The sequence below is a fragment of the Rhizobium sp. YTUHZ045 genome, from assembly GCF_051124255.1.
Classification (GTDB): domain Bacteria; phylum Pseudomonadota; class Alphaproteobacteria; order Rhizobiales; family Rhizobiaceae; genus Rhizobium.
The window spans coordinates 2823021-2840806 of record NZ_CP101432.1; the positions used below are offsets into that span (position 1 = coordinate 2823021).

A 17786-nucleotide genomic window follows, 5' to 3' on the forward strand; every position below is an offset into this window, starting at 1 on the left:
CCGCATAAATCCGGGCGGGCTGATACGATTGTGGGAAGGACGGATCACGGGATGACGCGAGCTGCGACTGTGCCCACGCTCCTGTTCGTCATGGCTCTGCTGACCGCCTGCAACACCACCGACGCGCTGACGCCGCAAGTCGGAATTGGCGAATCCTCCGGAACTCCGCCGTCAAGTCCGGTGACGCAGGGCGAGGCAGAACGTCTGGCCGGCACCCGCCAGCCGGTTTTTGCCGGGAGCACACAGCCGAGTGGCTATCATCCGGTCTATGATCAATCGCAAAGAACCTATCGACCCGGCAGCGGCGCGCCCCCGACGACGATGCAGGAGCAGGCAGACGCGCTGTCGAGGAACGGCTCCTCGCCCGCCGCCTCCGCTCCAATCAAGGGACAGGCGCTGCCGCCGGCTATCGCCGGCGCCGGATCGCCAACACAGCCCGGCCAGCGGCTTGACGCGCAGCAACCGCAGCAGACCGCTGCCCTCACCCCCGGGACATCATCCGCGCGCGGCAATACCGTGCGCTTCCTGCCGATCATCGGGGCGCCGGTGCAAGCCGTGACTCCGCTCTCGCGCCAGCTCGGCGCCGAGGCGCGCGCCCACGGCCTTTCAATCAAGAGCTCGAACGACACGAGCAGCGATTACATCCTCAAAGGTTATCTCTCTGCCTTCAGTGACGACGGCAAGGTCACCGTCGTCTACGTCTGGGACATTCTCGACGGTGGCGGCGCCCGCCTGCACCGCATCCAGGGGCAGGAAAGCGTACCGACGGCCGCCGCCGACCCTTGGACGGGTGTCCCGGCTTCGGTGATGCAGCAGATCGGCTCGAAAACCATCGCGGAATTCACCTCCTGGCGGCAAACTCAGGGCGGTTAGTCACAAACTTTTTGCAAATATGAAAGTCTGTGGCGCCTTTGCCCTTGCATTCACTGGGAAGCTGACTAAAAAGCGCGGCTATCAGCGCATAACAGGCGGACCAAAATGAAGGTTTTCGCAGGCAATTCGAACCGGCAACTCGCCGAAGCGATCTGCAACTATCTCAATGTTCCTTTGGGAAGAGCCAGTGTCCGAAGGTTTGCCGACCAGGAAATCTTCGTGGAAATCCAGGAAAACGTGCGCGGCGAGGACGTTTTCCTCGTGCAGCCCACCGCCTTTCCCGCCAACGACCACCTGATGGAGCTGCTGATCATGATCGACGCGATGCGTCGTTCGTCGGCACGCCGCATCACCGCCGTTCTTCCCTATTTCGGCTATGCCCGTCAGGACCGCCGCGCATCCGGCCGCACGCCGATCTCCGCCAAGCTGGTTGCCAACCTGATTACCGAAGCCGGCGCCGATCGCGTCATGACGCTCGATCTCCATGCCGGTCAGATCCAAGGCTTCTTCGATATACCCACAGACAACCTCTTCGCCCTGCCCGTGCTGACGCGCGACATCAAGAGCCATTATGACCTCAGCAATGTCATGGTCGTCTCGCCCGACGTCGGCGGCGTGGTGCGCGCCCGCGCGCTCGCCAAACGGCTGGACTGTCTTCTGGCCATCGTCGACAAGCGTCGCGATCGGCCAGGTGAATCCGAAGTCATGAACATCATCGGCGACGTCACCGGCAAGGACTGCCTGCTGATCGACGACATCGTCGATTCCGGCGGCACCCTCTGCAATGCGGCCGACGCACTGCTCGCCCAGGGTGCCTCCAGCGTCACCGCCTATATCACCCACGGCGTTCTCTCGGGCGGCGCGGTCACCCGCGTCACCTCCTCGAAGCTGCGTGAGCTCGTCATCACCGATTCGATCCAGCCGACAACGGCGGTGCTTTCAGCCCACAATATCCGCGTCGTGACGACGGCCCCGCTGATCGGCGAAGCCATCAGCCGCACGAGCCAGGAAGAGTCCGTCTCCAGCCTCTTCGATTAAAAAGCCTCCTCCGTCATGCCTAGAGCACGCTTCGATTTTTCAGAATCGCAGATTCGCAAATCAGCTGAAATATGATTCTCTGTCCTACCGGAAAAGGACGGCCGGCAAGGATGACGCACCCATATTCTGAGGATCTTCGCGAACGGGCGATGGCGCGCCTGAACACCGGAGAAACGATACGATCGATCGCAGCAGCACTTGCGATTGCTCCCTCCTGTGTTTCGAAGTGGAAGAAGCGCCTTGCGGAGACCGGCGCTCTGACGCCCGGCCGCGTCGGCGGTCGCAAGTAGCGGACTTTGTCCGGCGAACGGGCCGACTGGCTGCGCCAGCGCTGTCGATCCGGCCCGTTCACGACGCGAGGCCTTGTGGCGGAACTGGCCGAACGCGGCATCAAGACCGAGCGACGCGCCGTTTGGGTGTTCGTCCGGGCCGAGGGCCTGAGTTTCAAAAAAAACGGTTCTGCCGGCCGAGCAGACGCGGATGGATATCGCCAGGAAACGGTTGCGTTGGAAGACCCATCAACGGCGGATCGAAGCGCAGCGGCTGGTCTTTCTCGATGAGACCTGGATCAAGACCAACATGGCGCCCCTCAGGGGGTGGGCACCGCGTGGTCAACGCCTATGTGCCGCGGTTCCGCATGGGCACTGGAAAACCCTGACATTCATTGCCGCCTTGCGCTGCGACCGCATCGACGCCCCTTGGGTCATCGATGGGCCGATCAACGGCGAACTCTTTACCCTCTATATCCAGAGGATCCTCGTGCCCACGCTCGCCAAGGGCGACATCGTCATCCTCGACAATCTCGGCAGCCATAAGGGCCAAGCTGTCCGTCGTGCCATCCGGGCCGCAGGCGCGCACCTCTTCTTCCTGCCGCCTTACAGCCCGGACCTCAATCCCATCGAGCAAGTCTTTGCCAAGCTCAAGCACCTAATTAGGAGAGAACAGCCTCGCACAGTCGAAGCGACATGGCGCAAGGCTGGTGAAATGCTCGACTGCTTCTCGCCAGCAGAATGCGCAAACTACCTCACAAACTCAGGATATGCTTCCGTATGAAAGCAGCAGGCTCTAGCCTTGTGCCGAGCATCTGACTTCTGCAATTCCTTGGCAGGAAAGCATTATTTTCAGATATTTAATCGGCCGGCGCAGATCCTCGGTACAAGGCCGAGGATGGCGTCACGGCTTTTGCAGTGGTGTGTCAGCAGCCTGAAGGCCGGCACAAGCCGGCCTCTTTCTTGTTCAATTCAAATCGAGAACGTTCAAGGCTGCTGCGGCCGCGTAGGGACTACGTCCTGACCTTGATCCGGTTCCTGCTGCTCGTCCGACTCCAGCCCGTGATCCTGGTCCTGATCCGGACCATCCGGTCCCTTGATCTGCTGGCCATTGACCGCCACGGAACCGTCGCGGCTGATGCTCACGTCCCAGCGCGAACGGCCATCCGGATCGGTCTTAGCAAAGCCCTTCACCATCATGATGCCGAAGGAGACCTGGTTGAGGTCGGGGTCCGTCTTGGCAAGCTCCTGAACCGCCGCGATCGTCTTGTCGAGATCGCGGGCAAGGATCGTCGCCTCCATCGAATAGTCCTTCTCGCTATCGACGCGACCTTCGATCCTGCCGGTTATATCGACGTCATAGACCTGCGATTTGGCACTGATCTTCGGAAACTCGACGGCAAGCCGGCCATCGCGGAAGAGCTTCTTCGCCATCTCCTCGCCGGTCTTCTCGGACGCCGAATCTTTGAAATCCATCGCCATGAGGGCGCCGCCGAAGCTTGCGAAATCCAGATTCGGAAGCGCGAGCTGGAAATCGAAGTTGCTCGGCATGAAGGCCGAATAGTTTGCCGGCATCAGCGGCGTGTCGAGGCTGATCTCCTGCGCATTCATGCCGAAGCCGAAACGCATGGCGTCACTCGGCCCGTCGATGGCGAGGTTGTAGCCGAATGCCTTGGCGCCGCCCTTGCCCATCTCGCTGCTGACGGTCAGGTCGTTGACCCCGATCGTCTCGCTGAACAAGGTCAGAAGCGGGAAGGCTTCCTTCACTATTCCCTTTATCTTGTCGCTGTTTTCCGGGCTCAATTCCTTCTCATCGAGATGGTCGAGCACGAAGAAGACCATCTCACGAATCTGCTTGGCCGGCAGGCCGTTCACCTTGGCCTCGACATTGATCGAGCCGGCACGAAGTTCGATGGGCGGCATTTGCAGGCCGGAAACCTGCTCGACGAAATCGGACATCGAGCCGCTGCCGGCGAAATCGATCCGTCCGTGGCCGCCTGCGCTGTCGGTCGAACTCAGCTTCTGATCCATGCTGGCGATGCTGGCATGGACCTCCTCCGTTTCGGTCTTGCTGGCCACCTTGATGTCTTTGGCCGCGAAGGTGCCGGAGCGCAGATAGCTGATCGCCGGGTCGAAGACGCCGGAATAAACAAGTGACGCGATAGAATAGGTGAAATCCGTCGGCTTCTGGTCTGGACCCTTGAAATGGCCCGAGACGTTGAGCCTGTTGTCGCCTTCGATGTTCCAGAGGCCACTGTCGAGCGGCGTGGCGAACATCGAAAACGGTGTCAACCCTGTGATCGTAAACGTCGCCGGATCCGCCTTGGTAAGCAGCTTCGCCAGATCGTAGATGACCTCATAGCGTGCGCCGGCCGGATTGACGGTGATGAAGCCGCTTTTTGCCAAATCCTGCGGAAGCAGCTTCGTCAGGGTCTCCTTGACCGCGTTGGCGCCCTCCTGGTTGATCTCCGCGCCCTCGGCCCCGGTGAAAAGGCAAAGGGCAAGCATACTCGTTGCCGTGACAAGTTTGAGACGCATGGTCTGGTTTTCTCCTCAGCCACTTTTTGATTGCGGCCATCCAAAGATGCGAAGCGCGGTAATGTCAAGCCAAGTGGCGATAAGCACTGGCAATTTTGCCTTTGACCAGGTGCAGATCGCGAGTGATTTCAACAGGGTTCTCGCATTGGGATGGGTGCGGATGCAATCTGGGCGAGTTCGCTCTCTCCGATGATGAAGTGCCCCGGCGAAAGCCCCTCCATCGCCAAAAAACCGGCGCAATCGGCAACTTGCGTTTCCGGGCGACTTATACTATAGGCCACCGGTCCGCGTAGACACCCTTGGAGGCAACGCGGATGAGGATGGGAAAACCCGCCTCCGGTTCGACGGAACTGGGCTTTTGCCTGCCGCCGAACTCTCCAAATAACCTCGAAAGGAATAGCCATGAGCCAGGAAACTTACGAGCTCAAGGCCGAGGCGCGCGAACGGGTTGGTAAGGGGTCCGCCCGTGAACTTCGCCGCAACGGTTTGATTCCCGCTGTCATCTATGGTGACAAGCAGGCCCCCATTGCCATCGCTCTCAACACCAATGAGGTGACGAAGCGCATTCACGCCGGTGGCTTCATGACCACCGTGGCGACCATCGAAGTCGACGGCAAGAAGTACAAGGTTCTGCCGAAGGACTACCAGCTCGATCCGGTCCGCGACTTCACGCTGCATGTCGATTTTCTGCGCGTCTCCGGCAACACACAGGTGACCGTCGAAATCCCGGTTCACTTCATCAATGAAGCGAAGTCTCCGGGCCTCAAGGTCGGCGGCGTTCTGAACATCGTCCGCCACGCAGTTGAAGTTCACTGCCCGGCCGATGCGATCCCGGAATTCTTCAACATCGACCTCAGCGGCAAGAAGATCGGCGACAGCATCCATATTTCGGAAGTCACCCTGCCGAAGGGCGTCAGCCCGGTCATCGACCGCGACTTCACGGTCGCGACCATCGTCGCTCCGGCTGCCGGCGTCGACGAGAGCGCCGCGGAAGCTGAAGGCGAAGCCGAAGCCTGATCGCTTCGACCAATTGCAAAGCATATGGCCCGCCTTCCCCGGTGAAGTGGCTCCCGAAAGTCGCCATCCAACTTTCGAGAACCAGTTAACGGGGAAGGCGGGCTTTTCATTGCCTGCCAAGCCTCCGTTTCAGCAACATTTAACATATTCATGAAAGCATGGGCCGTCAGCTGCGAAGAAGCCGGCCTGAACGCGCGACAGCAAATATGCCGGCCTGGGGGAGTAGACGGAACCATGAACAATTCCGTTGAGAACAGGTTTTTTGGGATTGTTTGCGGAGCGCTGCTTGTTTTTGTCGCTCCGCTTTTTGTTCTTTTCCTTTTTCTTTCCTCGGAACGCGCCGATAAAGAAATACGCGACCATATCTCTGTTCTTCTTGTCGCCAATGCTCAAGCCCTGGCAAAACCGCTCTGGGACCTCGATGAGGAAAGCGTCACCCAGATCAGCGCGACGGTCGTTTCCCAGGGCGCCATCGTCAAGGTCGAGGTGCGGGATCAGTCGGGTCAGCTCGACGTCAGCCAATCCACCATTCCGCGTTCCTTTGACGGCAAGCTCGTGCAGGTGTCGCGCGCCATCATCTACAACACCGTCGACGGTCCGAAGAACCTCGGCAGCATCAGCGTCTATTATCCCGCCCTCGGGCTGTTTTCCGGTCTGAAGCAGGAAGAGGTCGTCTTCATTTCGATCTTCATCTTCGCGGTTCTGACCGTTTTCGGCACAGCGTTGATCGGCAACCGGTTCTTCGTCATCCAGCCGCTGATGCGTCTGACGGCGGCAATCGAGGCCACCCGGCAGCTCGGCTCGCGCCATCATGTCGACTGGCAGTCGAACGACGAGATGGGACGGCTTGCCCACAGCTTCAACGAGATGCAAACCAAGCTGGAAAGCGAGGAGAAGGAGCTGAAGCTCGCCCATCGCCGCGCCACCGACATCTACAATCTGACGCCCGCCATGCTCTTCTCGCTCGATGAGGAAGACCGCATCACTGCCGTCAGCGACTATTGGCTGCTCGCCACCGGTTATAGTCGCGCCGACGTCATTGGCCGCAATTTTGCAGATCTGGTCACGCCGAACAGCCGCAATAAATTCGTCAAGCGCCGCTACGCTGAAAACGGCATGACGGTCACCGTCAAATTCGTCTGCCGCGACGGCCGCACCATGGACGTCCTTATCATGGAATCGGAAGCGGCCGCCGGCGCTCACGATCGCCTCTCGCTGTCCGTCATGACGGATGTGACCGAGCTCAAGGCTTCGGAGGACCGCAACCATCGCCAGGCAATCACCGACCATCTGACCGGGCTTCTCAACCGCCAGGGCTTCGAGGCGGTGCTTGATAACAAGATCGCTGCCGCAGACGCCGCCGGCCAGGAACTCGCCTGCCTCTTCGTCGATCTCGACCGCTTCAAGTGGATCAACGACAATATGGGCCATGCCGCCGGCGACACCGCGCTGATCGAGCTCGTCGAGCGCCTGAAGACCCATCTTGACCCCTCCGACGAGGCGGCCCGTCTCGGCGGCGACGAGTTCGCCATCCTCCTGCCTGCGAAGGACGCCGAAGCGCGCGCAAAGGCGATGTGCGAGCAGATCGCCTCAATCTTCGAAACGCCATTTGCCCCGGACATGCATCTGAGCGCGTCCATCGGCATCGCCATCTACCCACATCACGCCGCGACCGCGGCCGAGCTGCTGCAGAAATCCGACATGGCGATGTATGCCAAGAAACGGGACGGCAAGAACGGCGCACAGCTCTTCGACAAAGCCATGCTCGACCGCGCCCGCAGCCGCGCCGAAATCGAGGCCAATATCGAAGCCGGCCTCGTCGACAATTGGTTTGAAGCCTTCCTGCAGCCGATCGTCAATCTCAACGGCCGCGGCATTGCCGGTTTCGAGGCACTGATGCGCCTTAATCATCCGCAGAAAGGTCTGATGCCGCCGGCCGAAATTATCAGCGTCGCCGAAGAGACGGGCAAGATCGTCCGCGTCGGCAACGTCATCATGGAAAAGGCGATTTCCAATCTCGCGAAAATCTCTCGCATATCGGGGATGCAGGATACCTACCTAGCCATCAACTTCTCGCCGCTGCAGTTCGAGCCGGCACTGCCGGCCCGTCTAGCCGCGATCGTCGGTCGCCACGGCATCTGCCCCGAGCGCATCGTGGTCGAGATCACGGAAGCCGTGCTGATGCACGACAACCCGCAGATTCGCATGATCGTCACCGAGCTTCGCCGCTTCGGCTGCCGCATCGCGCTCGACGATTTCGGCACCGGCTACTCGTCGCTCAGCTACCTCAACCGTTTCCCTGTCGATATCATCAAGATCGACCAGTCCTTCACCCGCGCGATAAACGACAGCGATGACGACGTGCGACAGAAGAGCCGCATGCTGATCGAAGGCATCACCACCTTGTCCCACAAGATGAACTGCACCGTCATCGCCGAGGGCATCGAGACGGAAGAGGAATGCCGCACGCTTCACCAGATGGGTCTGGACTATGGCCAGGGCTATCTCTTCCATCGTCCACAGCACGCAGCCGCACTCATTGAGGAACTGATGGCCCCGCAATCAGCCGTCGCACGCGCCTCGTAAACGAAGAACGAAGGAGACGACACGATGAAAAAGCTCCTGCTTCTCGCATGGCTGGCGCTGCCTTGCGCCGCCCACGGACAGACGGTTGCTTTCACGACCGAGGATTACGCCCCCTTTAACTATCGCGAAGGCAAAGAGATCAAAGGCGCGACGGTCGAGCAGGTCGAAAAGGTGATGGCCGCGATCGGCGTCGACTATACGATCGAAGTCATGCCTTGGGCGCGTGCTTTCGGCCTTGCCCGCACTGCGCCGATGACATGTGTTTTCGCCACCGCCCACAATAGCGCGCGCGATCCGCTGTTCAAATGGGTCGAGCCGCTGCTCATCGACCGAAACATCCTGATCACCCGCAAGGGTTCGGGCGTCACCGCCAGCAATCTCGACGAAGCAAAGAAATATACGATCGGCACCCAGCGCGAGGACTACACCGAGACAATCCTGAAGGAGAAGGGTTTCACCAAGCTGGACGTCGCCAGTGACTTCAACGCCACGCTGCGCAAGCTGCTCAGCGGTCGCATCGACATGATGCCGATCTCCGAACTCTATTTCGAAAAGCTGAAGGCCGATCAGCCGGTGGAGATCGTAACCGTGCTCTCCTCCCAGCCCATGGGTATCGCCTGCGAGAAGAGCTTTCCCGACGATCTGCTCGCCAAGATGCAGGCTGCTCTCAACAAGCTGATTGCCGATGGCGACCAGAAGCAGATCTTCCAGAAATACGGTATGAACCTGTCGGACTGATACCGCCCGGTTCGCCACTGCCCTTTCCGCTTGACTTTGCTCCCGTTTCCGGGTGGTGAACGTCGGAAAAGCTTAAGCGAGGACGACAGGCCATGCTGATCATCGCGGGTCTCGGCAATCCCGGCGGCAAATACGCCGGCAACCGCCACAATATCGGCTTCATGGCCGTCGACGCCATCCATCGGCGCCACAGCTTCTCGCCCTGGTCGAAGAAGTTCAAGGCCGAAATTGCGGAGGGAGAACTTGGCGGCGACAAGGTCCTGCTGATCAAGCCGCAGACCTACATGAACCTCTCCGGCGAGGCCGTCGGCGAGGCGATGCGCTTCTACAAGCTCCAGCCCGCCGAGCTCGTCGCGATCTATGACGAACTCGACCTGCCCCCTGGCAAGGCGCGACTGAAGACCGGCGGCGGCCATGGCGGTCACAACGGCATCAAATCGTTGGACGCCCATTGCGGCAAGGAATACCGGCGGCTGCGCCTCGGCATCGGCCATCCCGGCGTCAAGGAGATGGTGCAGAACCACGTGCTCGGCGATTTCGCCAAGGCCGACAGGGCGTGGCTGGAGCCGCTTCTCGAAACGCTGGCCGACAATGCCGACATGCTGGTGCGAAACGAGGATTCACAGCTGATGAACAAGATCGCCCTGGCGGTGGGTGGCATGGCCGAGGAAGAGAAGCCGCGAAAGGAAAGCAAGGATAGCGACAAGAAGCCGGCAGGCCAGTCGCATATCCGCCAGGCCCGCAACAGCAATCAGCCGAAGCTGCCGACCAGCGGCCCGATGGCAGAGATGCTGAAAAAGATGTTCGGCAACAAGGGGGAATGAGGCCGCTGCCAGACCGGGATTTTACCATCCGCAGTGCCGCTCCCGACGATCTCAATGGGTTGACCGTCCTCTACCGGCATCTGAATCCGACCGATCCCATTCTCGACGGGACCATGGCCGAGGAGCGCTTTTCCGCCATTCTCGCTCAGCCCGGCATGACTGTATTCATCGGCTTTGCCGGCCCTCACGCCGCCGCCACCGTCACGCTGATCATCGTGCCGAACTTGACGCGCGGCGGCGCCTCTTATGCGCTGATCGAAAACGTCGTCACCCACGCCGAGCACCGCCGGCGCGGCTATGCAGGCGCCGTCGTCGGCCATGCGGTGAATGAGGCCTGGAAGGCCGGCTGCTATAAGGTGATGTTGCTCACCGGCTCGAAGAACCCGGCGACGCTGCGGTTCTACGAAAATTGTGGCTTCCTGCAGGACAAGACCGGCTATCAGATCCGCCGGCCGTGAGCTGAAAGGCTATTCCTCGGGCTCTGTGGTGAACATCAGCGGGAAACCCATCTCTTTGGCAAGGTCGATACCCTCCTTGGCCTTGGTCTCGGCAATGTCCTTGGCGCAGACCACGACCACGCAGGAGCCGAGCTTGTGCGCCGTCATCATCACTCGGTAACCCGTCTCCTCGCTCATACGGAAGACGACCTTCAGGATCACAATGACGAATTCGCGCGGCGTGTAATCGTCGTTGACGAGAATGACCTTGTAGAGCTTCGGCTTGTCCAGCTTCGGCTTCACCTTGGTCTTCGGTTTCAGGGCAACGTCATTGTCAGTCATCGGAAAATCCACCCGTTGATGACATGAAAAGGCGGAAGAAACATCCGCCGGACTATATTGCATCGTCAGCACGGCAGTTCAATGACGGAATATCACTCCGACGAGAGCAGCAGGCAGGCTCGCCCGGCGCTTTCGACGATGGCAGCAGCCTTCCTGTCGAAGGTCGCGAATACTTCCCCGCCAAGCCTGCGGCCTTCGAAGACAATGACGCCATCGGCGAAATCACCGCCGGCATCGAGGAAGGACAATCCAGCCTCGACAGCTGCTCTGTCGTAGACGATCTTCCTGTCGGCTATCAGCAGCCGGATGGTCGCAGCGATCTCGGAGGCGCTTTTACGATAAATCCGGCCGACGACCCAGACGAACTCGCAGAACGTCAGGTTGGAGACGAACAGCCGCTCAGCTTCGCGCATCAATATCCTTGCTTGTTCCGTTTGCTTCGGATCGTCATCCACGGCCGCCCGCACGAGCACATTCGTATCAACGATCATCAGCGATGCCGACCTCGCCAGCCCAGCCCTCCTTTATGGCCTCATCGATCTCCTTGAGCGTCGCATGAATATTGCCCTTGTTCTCGAGACTTCCGAAGAAATTCTCGATGGAACCGCTGGCCGGCTGCGTTTTGACCGCAACGACCTCAAGCTTGCCACCAGGCAGGAGATCAACGTCGATTTTATCGCCGGGCCTGATCCCGAGGTGCCGAAGCACTTCTTTTCTCAAGGTGACCTGTCCTTTTGCCGTCACTGTCAGGGTTGCCATGTCAGCCGTATCCTTTTCGCCAAAAGGTAAGGCTAAACCGCCTTACCTTCAAGCCGGCCGGCCTTGCTTTTTCAATTCATGCCGCGAACTCTTGACCCGAGCCGACCATTCCCGCATAGGCAGGGCAAAGTTACCAATAGATATGGATCAAGCCATGGGCTTCAAATGCGGCATCGTCGGTCTGCCGAACGTCGGCAAATCGACCCTCTTCAATGCGCTCACCAAGACGGCGGCTGCACAGGCGGCCAACTACCCCTTCTGCACCATCGAGCCGAACACCGGCGAAGTCGCCGTGCCCGATCCGCGCATGCGCAAGCTCGCCGACGTCGCCAAATCCAAGGAACTGATCCCCACCCGCATTTCTTTCGTCGATATCGCCGGCCTGGTGCGCGGTGCGTCGAAGGGTGAAGGCCTCGGCAACCAGTTCCTCGCCAATATCCGCGAAGTCGATGCGATCGTGCATGTGCTGCGCTGCTTCGAAGACAGCGACATCACCCATGTCGAGGGCCGCATCAATCCCGTCGCCGATGCCGAGACGATCGAGACCGAGCTGATGCTCGCCGATCTCGAGAGCCTGGAGCGTCGCACTGAGCAGACGCGCAAGCGCGCCACCGGCAAGGACAAGGAGTCGATGGCGATGCTGCCGATTATGGAAGCCTCGCTGAAGCTGCTCAACGAAGGCAAGCCGGTGCGCACGCTGCTGTCGAAGCTCGATGCCGAGGAGATCGCTATCCTCAAGGGCCTCAACCTCCTCACCTCGCATCCGGTGCTCTACGTCTGCAACGTCGCCGAAAGCGATGCCTCGACCGGCAACGAATTCACCGCCGCCGTCGCCGCCATGGCGAAGGAGCAGGGCGCCGAAACCGTCATTATCTCGGCGGCGATCGAAGCTGAGGTCGCCCAGCTTGCCGAAGAGGAAGCCAAGGAATTCCTCTCTGCCCTCGGCCTTGACGAGGCGGGCCTCGACCGGCTGATCCGCGCCGGCTACAAGCTGCTCGACCTCATCACCTATTTCACCGTCGGCCCGAAGGAAACGCGCGCTTGGACGATCGAGCGCGGCACCAAGGCGCCGCAGGCCGCCGGCGTCATCCACTCGGATTTCGAACGCGGCTTCATCCGTGCCAACACCATCGCCTACGACGATTACATCAAGTACAACGGCGAAGTTGGCGCCAAGGATGCCGGCAAGGCGCGCGACGAAGGCAAGGAATACGTCGTCCAGGACGGCGACGTCATCCACTTCCGTTTCAATACCTGATAAAATCGCTGCCGCCTCAACCCGGCGGCAGCCTGTTTGCGATTGCCGGCGGCAGTGCCCTGAGCACCAGCCGCCGAAGCGGCATCCAACCCGTTCCGATAACGAGCACGATCGCGCCGACAACGATCAGCGTCGTGAAGATGTAGGTATCGACGGTCGCATTTCCCCTGCGGACGACGCTGAAGATCGCAACGCCGAGAGACAGCAGCCCCGACGTGACGAAGGCGCGACGATCGATGACCAGGCCGATCAGCATCAGCGCCGCCACGGTCGCGACGACCACGGGAGTCCGGGCCGACATGTTCGCCAGGTCGAAGATACGGCCGGCTTCCCCGAACGACAGTAGGGAGACGGCACTGTAGAGCAGCGCCGGCGCCGCACCGAGATGCAGCCAGAAGGCGATATCCGAACGGGTCGTCCGGCGCAGCCGGTCGCCGAGATCAAAATATAGCGCCGTCGCGAACAGGCCGAGCGCACAGACGAAAGCGATCGCGGCCAACACGCCAAGATGATCGACGAAAAACGCGGGATTGCCGCTTAGCCATTGCACCAGACGCAAAAGCAGCGTGAGCACCAAGGCAAGCGTCGACATGATAGTGAGCGCCAGCGACAGGGGCACGCGATAGCGGGCATAATAGACGCCGAGCAGGATCGGAAAGCCGCCGACGAACTGCGTCAGATCCGCCCCGATTTCGGAGGTCCATGGCGTGAAGACGCGGGACATCAGCAAAAATGTCCAGCAGAACAGCGCGATTGTCAGGCTGACAGCCGGCAAGGCGAGCCGCTGGCGGCGCACCAGGATTTCCGAAAGCACGATGATGGCGACCGGCACGGCGTAAAGCGGCGCCAAGCCCCAGAGGCCGACGAGCGCGACGATAACGCCGATGGTGATCAGCACGTCGTGAAAGCCGCGCACGAAGCGCGGCGTCTCGGTGTCCGACCAGGCCCGCTCCTCGGCTGCGACTGCCTTCTGCGTCTCAACAACAGACACGCCACGCTCGGTCAGAAATGGCAGAAGCCGCCCGCCCGCTTCCGACGAAATCAGCCCCTGGCGCGCCGCCTCGTCTAGTATCGACCTCAGTTCCGTCATACCGGTTTATCTCCCGGGAATCATTGAGCCCGCGCAGATGCTATTGTAAGCACTAGAGCATGATGCCGAAAAGTGTAAGCGGTTTTCGGACGACATCATGCTCTAACTCTTTAATGTAGAACAGAATTCAGATTTAGGCCGACCGGCCTAAAAACATCCTGTTCTAGGCGCTTGATATGGCGGAGGAGAGAATGCCGGCAGAAAAGCTGTCTTTCGAGGATTTTGAACCCGGCCGCCGTTTCGCCCTCGGCCCGAAACTGGTGCTCACCGAGGAAATCATCGAGTTCGCCAGCGAATTCGACCCGCAGCCGATGCATCTCGACGAAGCCGCCGGTCGCGCCAGCATCCTCGGCGGGCTTGCCGCCTCCGGCTGGCATACCTCCGCAATGCTCATGCGCATGATGGCAGACAGCTACGTGCTGGACGCGCTTTGCGAGGGTGCGCCGGGCATCGATCTGATGGAATGGCGAAAGCCGGTGCTTGCAGGCGATACGCTGCAGGGCCATTCGACCGTTCTCGAAGCCCGGCCGATGCGCTCGCGCCCCGGCATGGGCATCGTCAAATTCCGCCACGCGGTGGAAAACCAGCGCGGCGAACTCGTCTGCCTCTCGGAGAATTCCGTGATGATCCGCATGCGCCCCACTCCGGAGGATGCCAACGTGAGCTCGGAGCCGTCAGCATGAGAATGTCCGAGCTTTACGCCGTCGGTCAGAAAGCCGAGATCGGCACCTACACCTTCACCGAGGAAAACATCATCCGCTTCGCAACCCGCCACGATCCGCAGCGTTTTCACGTCGACAAGGAAGCCGCGAAAGACACGCTCTTCGGCGGGCTTTGCGCCTCGGGCTGGCACACCACGGCCGCCTGGATGCGAACCTTCCTCGCCTTCTGGGAAAGGCAGCGCGTCGCACTCGCCGAGCAGGGCCTGACGGCGCCGAACCTCGGCCCCTCACCCGGCTTTCAGAAGCTGCAATGGCTGCGGCCGGTCTTTGCGGGTGACGCCGTGACCTATTCCGTCGCCCTGCTCTCCAGCCGACTGCTGGCATCACGGCCGGGCTGGCATCTCAACACCATCCTCTGCGAGGGCGTCAATCAGAACGGCGATCCCGTCATGCGCTTTGAAAGCGGTGTGCTGGAATTCGACTGACGCCGCCGCAATACGGGCTCAATGCCCGGAGAATTCGACCAGCGTGTGTACGACGACGCCGAGTTCTTCCAGCTTCCTGCGGCCGCCAAGGTCGGGCAGGTCGATGACGAAGCAGGCGCCGACCACCTCCGCGCCGATCTGGCGCAGAAGCTGCGTCGCGCCCACGGCCGTGCCGCCGGTGGCGATGAGATCGTCGACCAGGATCACCTTCTCGCCGGGCTGGACCGCATCACGATGCATCTCCATTTCATCGACGCCATATTCCAGGCTGTAGGCGATGCGCACGGTGTCGTGCGGCAACTTGCCCTTCTTGCGGATCGGCACGAAGCCCGAGGAAAGCTGATGCGCCACCGCACCGCCGAGGATGAAGCCGCGCGCCTCCATGCCGGCGATCTTGTCGACCTTCGTGCCGGCGTAGGGTTGCACCAACTCGTCGACCGCCCGGCGGAAAGCACGGGGGTTGCCGAGCAGCGTGGTGATGTCGCGGAAGATGATGCCGGGATTAGGATAGTCGGGGATGGAGCGAATGCTGGCTGCGAGCTCCGAAATTGTATTGCCCATGGAACGTCCGTATCTGCGAGCGCATAAAATCGGCCGCACCCTATCAATTGCCGAGGGTGGAACCAACAAAAAAGGCGGCTCGCAAGCCGCCTTTTCGAATTCAGGCACGGAACGCTTAATGTTCCTTGTTGGCGTAAACCGAGCGCTTCGTCAGGTAGATCAGCACGGTAAAGATCGCCAGGAACACCATCACCATGAAGCCGGTGCGCTTGCGCTCCTCGAGATGCGGTTCGGCGGCCCACATCAGGAAGGCGGAAACGTCCTTGGCGTATTGGTCGACGGTCGCCGGCGCGCCGTCGTCATACGTTACCTGGCCGTCGGAAAGCGGCTTCGGCATAGCGAGAACGGCGGCAGCATGGAAATACGGGTTATAATGCGCGCCCTGCGCCACCTGGAAGCCGGCTGGCGGCTCTTCATAGCCGGTCAGCAGCGAGTAGATGTAGTCCGGGCCGCTTTCCTGATACTGCGTAAAGATGTCGAAGACGAATTGCGGGAAGCCGCGCTCGACTTCACGAGCCTTGGCGATCAACGAAAAATCGGGCGGAGCCGCACCGTTATTGGACGCAGCCGCGGCTTCAGCATTGGCGAAGGGCGATGGGAAATGATCCGAAGGGACTGCCTTACGGGTGAACATTTCGCCGGCCGAGTCCGGCCCGTCCTGAACTTCGTAATTGGCAGCGAATGCCTTCACCTGTGCCTCGGAATAACCGAGTTCGTCGAGCGTGCGGAAAGGCACGAGGCTCATCGAATGGCAGGCAGAACAGACTTCCGTGTAGACCTTGAGGCCGCGCTGGAGCTGAGCCTTGTCGTAGTGGCCGAAGGGGCCGGCAAAGCTCCATTCCTGCTCCTTTGGCTCCTTTAGCGGATAGTGCGGCGTCGCGCCTTCCTCGTGATGCGCGGGAGCTGCACCATTCGCGGGCGTCGCTTCCTCGGCGAAAGCGGCGCTGCCAAGGAGAGCGGCGACGGCAAGCGGCAGAATGCTTGCAACAAGCGTTTTCATAGTTCTATTCCCTTCCGTCGCTCGCTTACGCATTGGCCGCCGCGGCGGCGCCAGTGGTCTTGTTGCGCTTTTCAAGCACCGCTTCAGTGATTGAGTTTGGGATGCGGCGCGGCGTTTCCACCAGACCCAGAACTGGCATCGCGACCAGGAAGAAGGCGAAGTAGAGAAGCGTGCAGATCTGCGACACGATGACGTAGCTGCCTTCCGCCGGCTGAGAACCGAGCCAGCCTAGGATGATCGCGTTGAGCACGAACAGCCAGAAGAACAGCTTGTACCAGGGACGGTAGACCGCCGAGCGGACCTTCGAGGTGTCAAGCCACGGCAGGAAGAAGAGCACGATGATCGCGCCGAACATCACGAGCACGCCGCCGAGTTTGGAGTCGATCGGGCCGATGTTGAAGGTGATCGAACGCAGCATCGCGTAGAACGGCAGGAAGTACCATTCAGGAACGATGTGGGCGGGCGTCTTCAACGGATCGGCCGGGATATAGTTATCGGCGTGACCGAGGAAGTTCGGCAGGTAGAAGACGAAATAGGCGTAAACGAGCAGGAAGACGGAGACGCCGAGGGCATCCTTCATCGTTGCATAGGGCGTGAAACGCACGGTGTCGGTCTTCGTCTTGACCTCGACGCCAGTCGGGTTGGTCTGGCCGGTCACATGCAGCGCCCAGATATGCAGGACGACGACGCCTGCAATCATGAAAGGCAGCAGGTAGTGCAGCGAGAAGAAGCGGTTCAGCGTCGGCTGATCGACGGCAAAGCCGCCGAGCAGGAACTGCTGCACCCATTCGCCGACCAGCGGAAAGGCCGAGAAGAAGCCGGTGATGACGGTCGCGCCCCAGAAGGACATCTGCCCCCAGGGCAGCACGTAGCCCATGAAGCCCGTCGCCATCATCAGCAGGTAGATGACCACGCCGAGGATCCAGAGGATTTCGCGAGGTGCCTTGTAGGAGCCATAGTAGAGGCCCCGGGCAATGTGCAGATAGACGGCGACGAAGAAGAAGGAGGCGCCGTTGGCATGCAGGTAACGCAGCAGCCAGCCGTGGTTGACGTCGCGCATGATCTTTTCAACAGAGTTGAAAGCGATCGTCGTGTCGGCGGCGTAGTGCATGGCGAGCACGACACCCGTCAGGATCTGCACGATCAGCATGACGGAAAGCATCGCGCCGAAGGTATAGGCATAGTTCAGGTTTCTGGGAACCGGATATGCCACGAAGCTGTCATAGACCATGCGCGGCAGCGGCAGGCGCGCATCGACCCATTTTTCGAAGCCGGTTGATGGTTCGTAGCTGGAATGGCCACTCATAAA

18 protein-coding genes and 1 pseudogene are annotated in these 17786 nt (G+C 60.5%); 11 read left to right on the top strand and 8 right to left on the bottom strand.

Annotated elements, in window-relative coordinates; all coding sequences use genetic code 11:
- Positions 1–51: 51 nt before the first annotated feature.
- The 3 genes and pseudogenes from NMA58_RS14230 to NMA58_RS14240 all read left to right on the top strand — a co-directional run bounded on the left by NMA58_RS14230 (position 52) and on the right by NMA58_RS14240 (position 2964).
- A complete protein-coding gene (locus NMA58_RS14230) occupies positions 52–873 on the top strand; it encodes a hypothetical protein (protein ID WP_434710746.1) in 822 nt (273 codons plus the stop codon).
- A gap of 105 nt (positions 874–978) precedes the next feature.
- A complete protein-coding gene (locus tag NMA58_RS14235; protein WP_011426263.1) occupies positions 979–1911 on the top strand; it encodes a ribose-phosphate pyrophosphokinase in 933 nt (310 codons plus the stop codon).
- A gap of 110 nt (positions 1912–2021) precedes the next feature.
- A pseudogene (locus NMA58_RS14240) lies at positions 2022–2964 on the top strand (IS630 family transposase).
- Positions 2965–3167: 203 nt separating this feature from the next.
- Here the strand turns inward: NMA58_RS14240 and NMA58_RS14245 are convergent.
- Positions 3168–4718, bottom strand: coding sequence for a hypothetical protein (locus NMA58_RS14245; protein WP_434710748.1), 1551 nt, complete (start codon positions 4716–4718; stop codon positions 3168–3170).
- Between the two features lie 402 nt (positions 4719–5120).
- On the opposite strand from NMA58_RS14245, the gene NMA58_RS14250 reads away from it, so the two are divergent.
- The 5 genes from NMA58_RS14250 (at position 5121) to NMA58_RS14270 (ending at position 10341) form a co-directional block, all read left to right on the top strand.
- The gene (locus tag NMA58_RS14250; protein WP_085778907.1) at positions 5121–5735 is read left to right on the top strand and encodes a 50S ribosomal protein L25/general stress protein Ctc; all 615 of its coding nucleotides are present in this window, start codon (positions 5121–5123) and stop codon (positions 5733–5735) included.
- A gap of 234 nt (positions 5736–5969) precedes the next feature.
- Entirely contained in the window at positions 5970–8321 is a 2352-nt protein-coding gene (locus tag NMA58_RS14255; RefSeq protein ID WP_434710750.1) for an EAL domain-containing protein, read from the top strand.
- A 24-nt stretch (positions 8322–8345) separates the two neighbouring features.
- Complete coding sequence (locus NMA58_RS14260; RefSeq protein ID WP_221112147.1) at positions 8346–9059, top strand: substrate-binding periplasmic protein; 714 nt, start codon at positions 8346–8348, stop codon at positions 9057–9059.
- Positions 9060–9151: 92 nt separating this feature from the next.
- The gene (gene pth / locus NMA58_RS14265; protein ID WP_434710752.1) at positions 9152–9883 is read left to right on the top strand and encodes an aminoacyl-tRNA hydrolase; all 732 of its coding nucleotides are present in this window, start codon (positions 9152–9154) and stop codon (positions 9881–9883) included.
- On the top strand, positions 9880–10341 hold the full coding sequence (locus NMA58_RS14270) for a GNAT family N-acetyltransferase (protein WP_434710754.1): 462 nt from the start codon (positions 9880–9882) through the stop codon (positions 10339–10341). Before pth ends, NMA58_RS14270 begins: the two co-directional genes overlap by 4 nt.
- 9 nt (positions 10342–10350) lie before the next feature.
- Here NMA58_RS14270 and clpS read toward each other — a convergent pair whose 3' ends face one another.
- From clpS to NMA58_RS14285, 3 genes are all read right to left on the bottom strand, one after another.
- Positions 10351–10662: an ATP-dependent Clp protease adapter ClpS gene (clpS, locus tag NMA58_RS14275; protein ID WP_085780144.1), complete on the bottom strand. Its 312-nt coding sequence runs from the start codon at positions 10660–10662 to the stop codon at positions 10351–10353.
- A gap of 92 nt (positions 10663–10754) precedes the next feature.
- On the bottom strand, positions 10755–11153 hold the full coding sequence (locus NMA58_RS14280) for a type II toxin-antitoxin system VapC family toxin (protein ID WP_285191431.1): 399 nt from the start codon (positions 11151–11153) through the stop codon (positions 10755–10757).
- Positions 11143–11421: an AbrB/MazE/SpoVT family DNA-binding domain-containing protein gene (locus NMA58_RS14285; protein ID WP_434710757.1), complete on the bottom strand. Its 279-nt coding sequence runs from the start codon at positions 11419–11421 to the stop codon at positions 11143–11145. Before NMA58_RS14285 ends, NMA58_RS14280 begins: the two co-directional genes overlap by 11 nt.
- A gap of 154 nt (positions 11422–11575) precedes the next feature.
- Here NMA58_RS14285 and ychF point away from each other — a divergent pair, with 154 nt between their 5' ends.
- Positions 11576–12679: a redox-regulated ATPase YchF gene (gene ychF, locus NMA58_RS14290; protein ID WP_434710759.1), complete on the top strand. Its 1104-nt coding sequence runs from the start codon at positions 11576–11578 to the stop codon at positions 12677–12679.
- A 16-nt stretch (positions 12680–12695) separates the two neighbouring features.
- On the opposite strand, the gene NMA58_RS14295 is transcribed toward ychF, so the two are convergent.
- Positions 12696–13769 carry a hypothetical protein gene (locus NMA58_RS14295; RefSeq protein ID WP_434710761.1) on the bottom strand — a complete coding sequence of 358 codons (1074 nt, stop codon included), beginning with the start codon at positions 13767–13769 and terminating at the stop codon, positions 12696–12698.
- Between the two features lie 191 nt (positions 13770–13960).
- Here NMA58_RS14295 and NMA58_RS14300 point away from each other — a divergent pair, with 191 nt between their 5' ends.
- Both NMA58_RS14300 and NMA58_RS14305 read left to right on the top strand, forming a co-directional pair.
- Positions 13961–14452 carry a MaoC family dehydratase gene (locus NMA58_RS14300; RefSeq protein WP_285191427.1) on the top strand — a complete coding sequence of 164 codons (492 nt, stop codon included), beginning with the start codon at positions 13961–13963 and terminating at the stop codon, positions 14450–14452.
- Positions 14449–14916: a MaoC family dehydratase gene (locus tag NMA58_RS14305; RefSeq protein ID WP_434710763.1), complete on the top strand. Its 468-nt coding sequence runs from the start codon at positions 14449–14451 to the stop codon at positions 14914–14916. The genes NMA58_RS14300 and NMA58_RS14305 overlap by 4 nt, the downstream gene beginning before the upstream one ends.
- A gap of 18 nt (positions 14917–14934) precedes the next feature.
- Here NMA58_RS14305 and NMA58_RS14310 read toward each other — a convergent pair whose 3' ends face one another.
- From NMA58_RS14310 to NMA58_RS14320, 3 genes are all read right to left on the bottom strand, one after another.
- Complete coding sequence (locus NMA58_RS14310; protein WP_020921912.1) at positions 14935–15477, bottom strand: adenine phosphoribosyltransferase; 543 nt, start codon at positions 15475–15477, stop codon at positions 14935–14937.
- A gap of 115 nt (positions 15478–15592) precedes the next feature.
- Positions 15593–16477 (bottom strand): cytochrome c1, encoded by an 885-nt coding sequence (locus NMA58_RS14315; protein ID WP_020921913.1) that lies wholly within the window; start codon positions 16475–16477, stop codon positions 15593–15595.
- Positions 16478–16502: 25 nt separating this feature from the next.
- Positions 16503–17783, bottom strand: a complete 1281-nt coding sequence (locus NMA58_RS14320; protein ID WP_085778917.1) for a cytochrome b — start codon at positions 17781–17783, stop codon at positions 16503–16505.
- Positions 17784–17786: the final 3 nt, after the last annotated feature.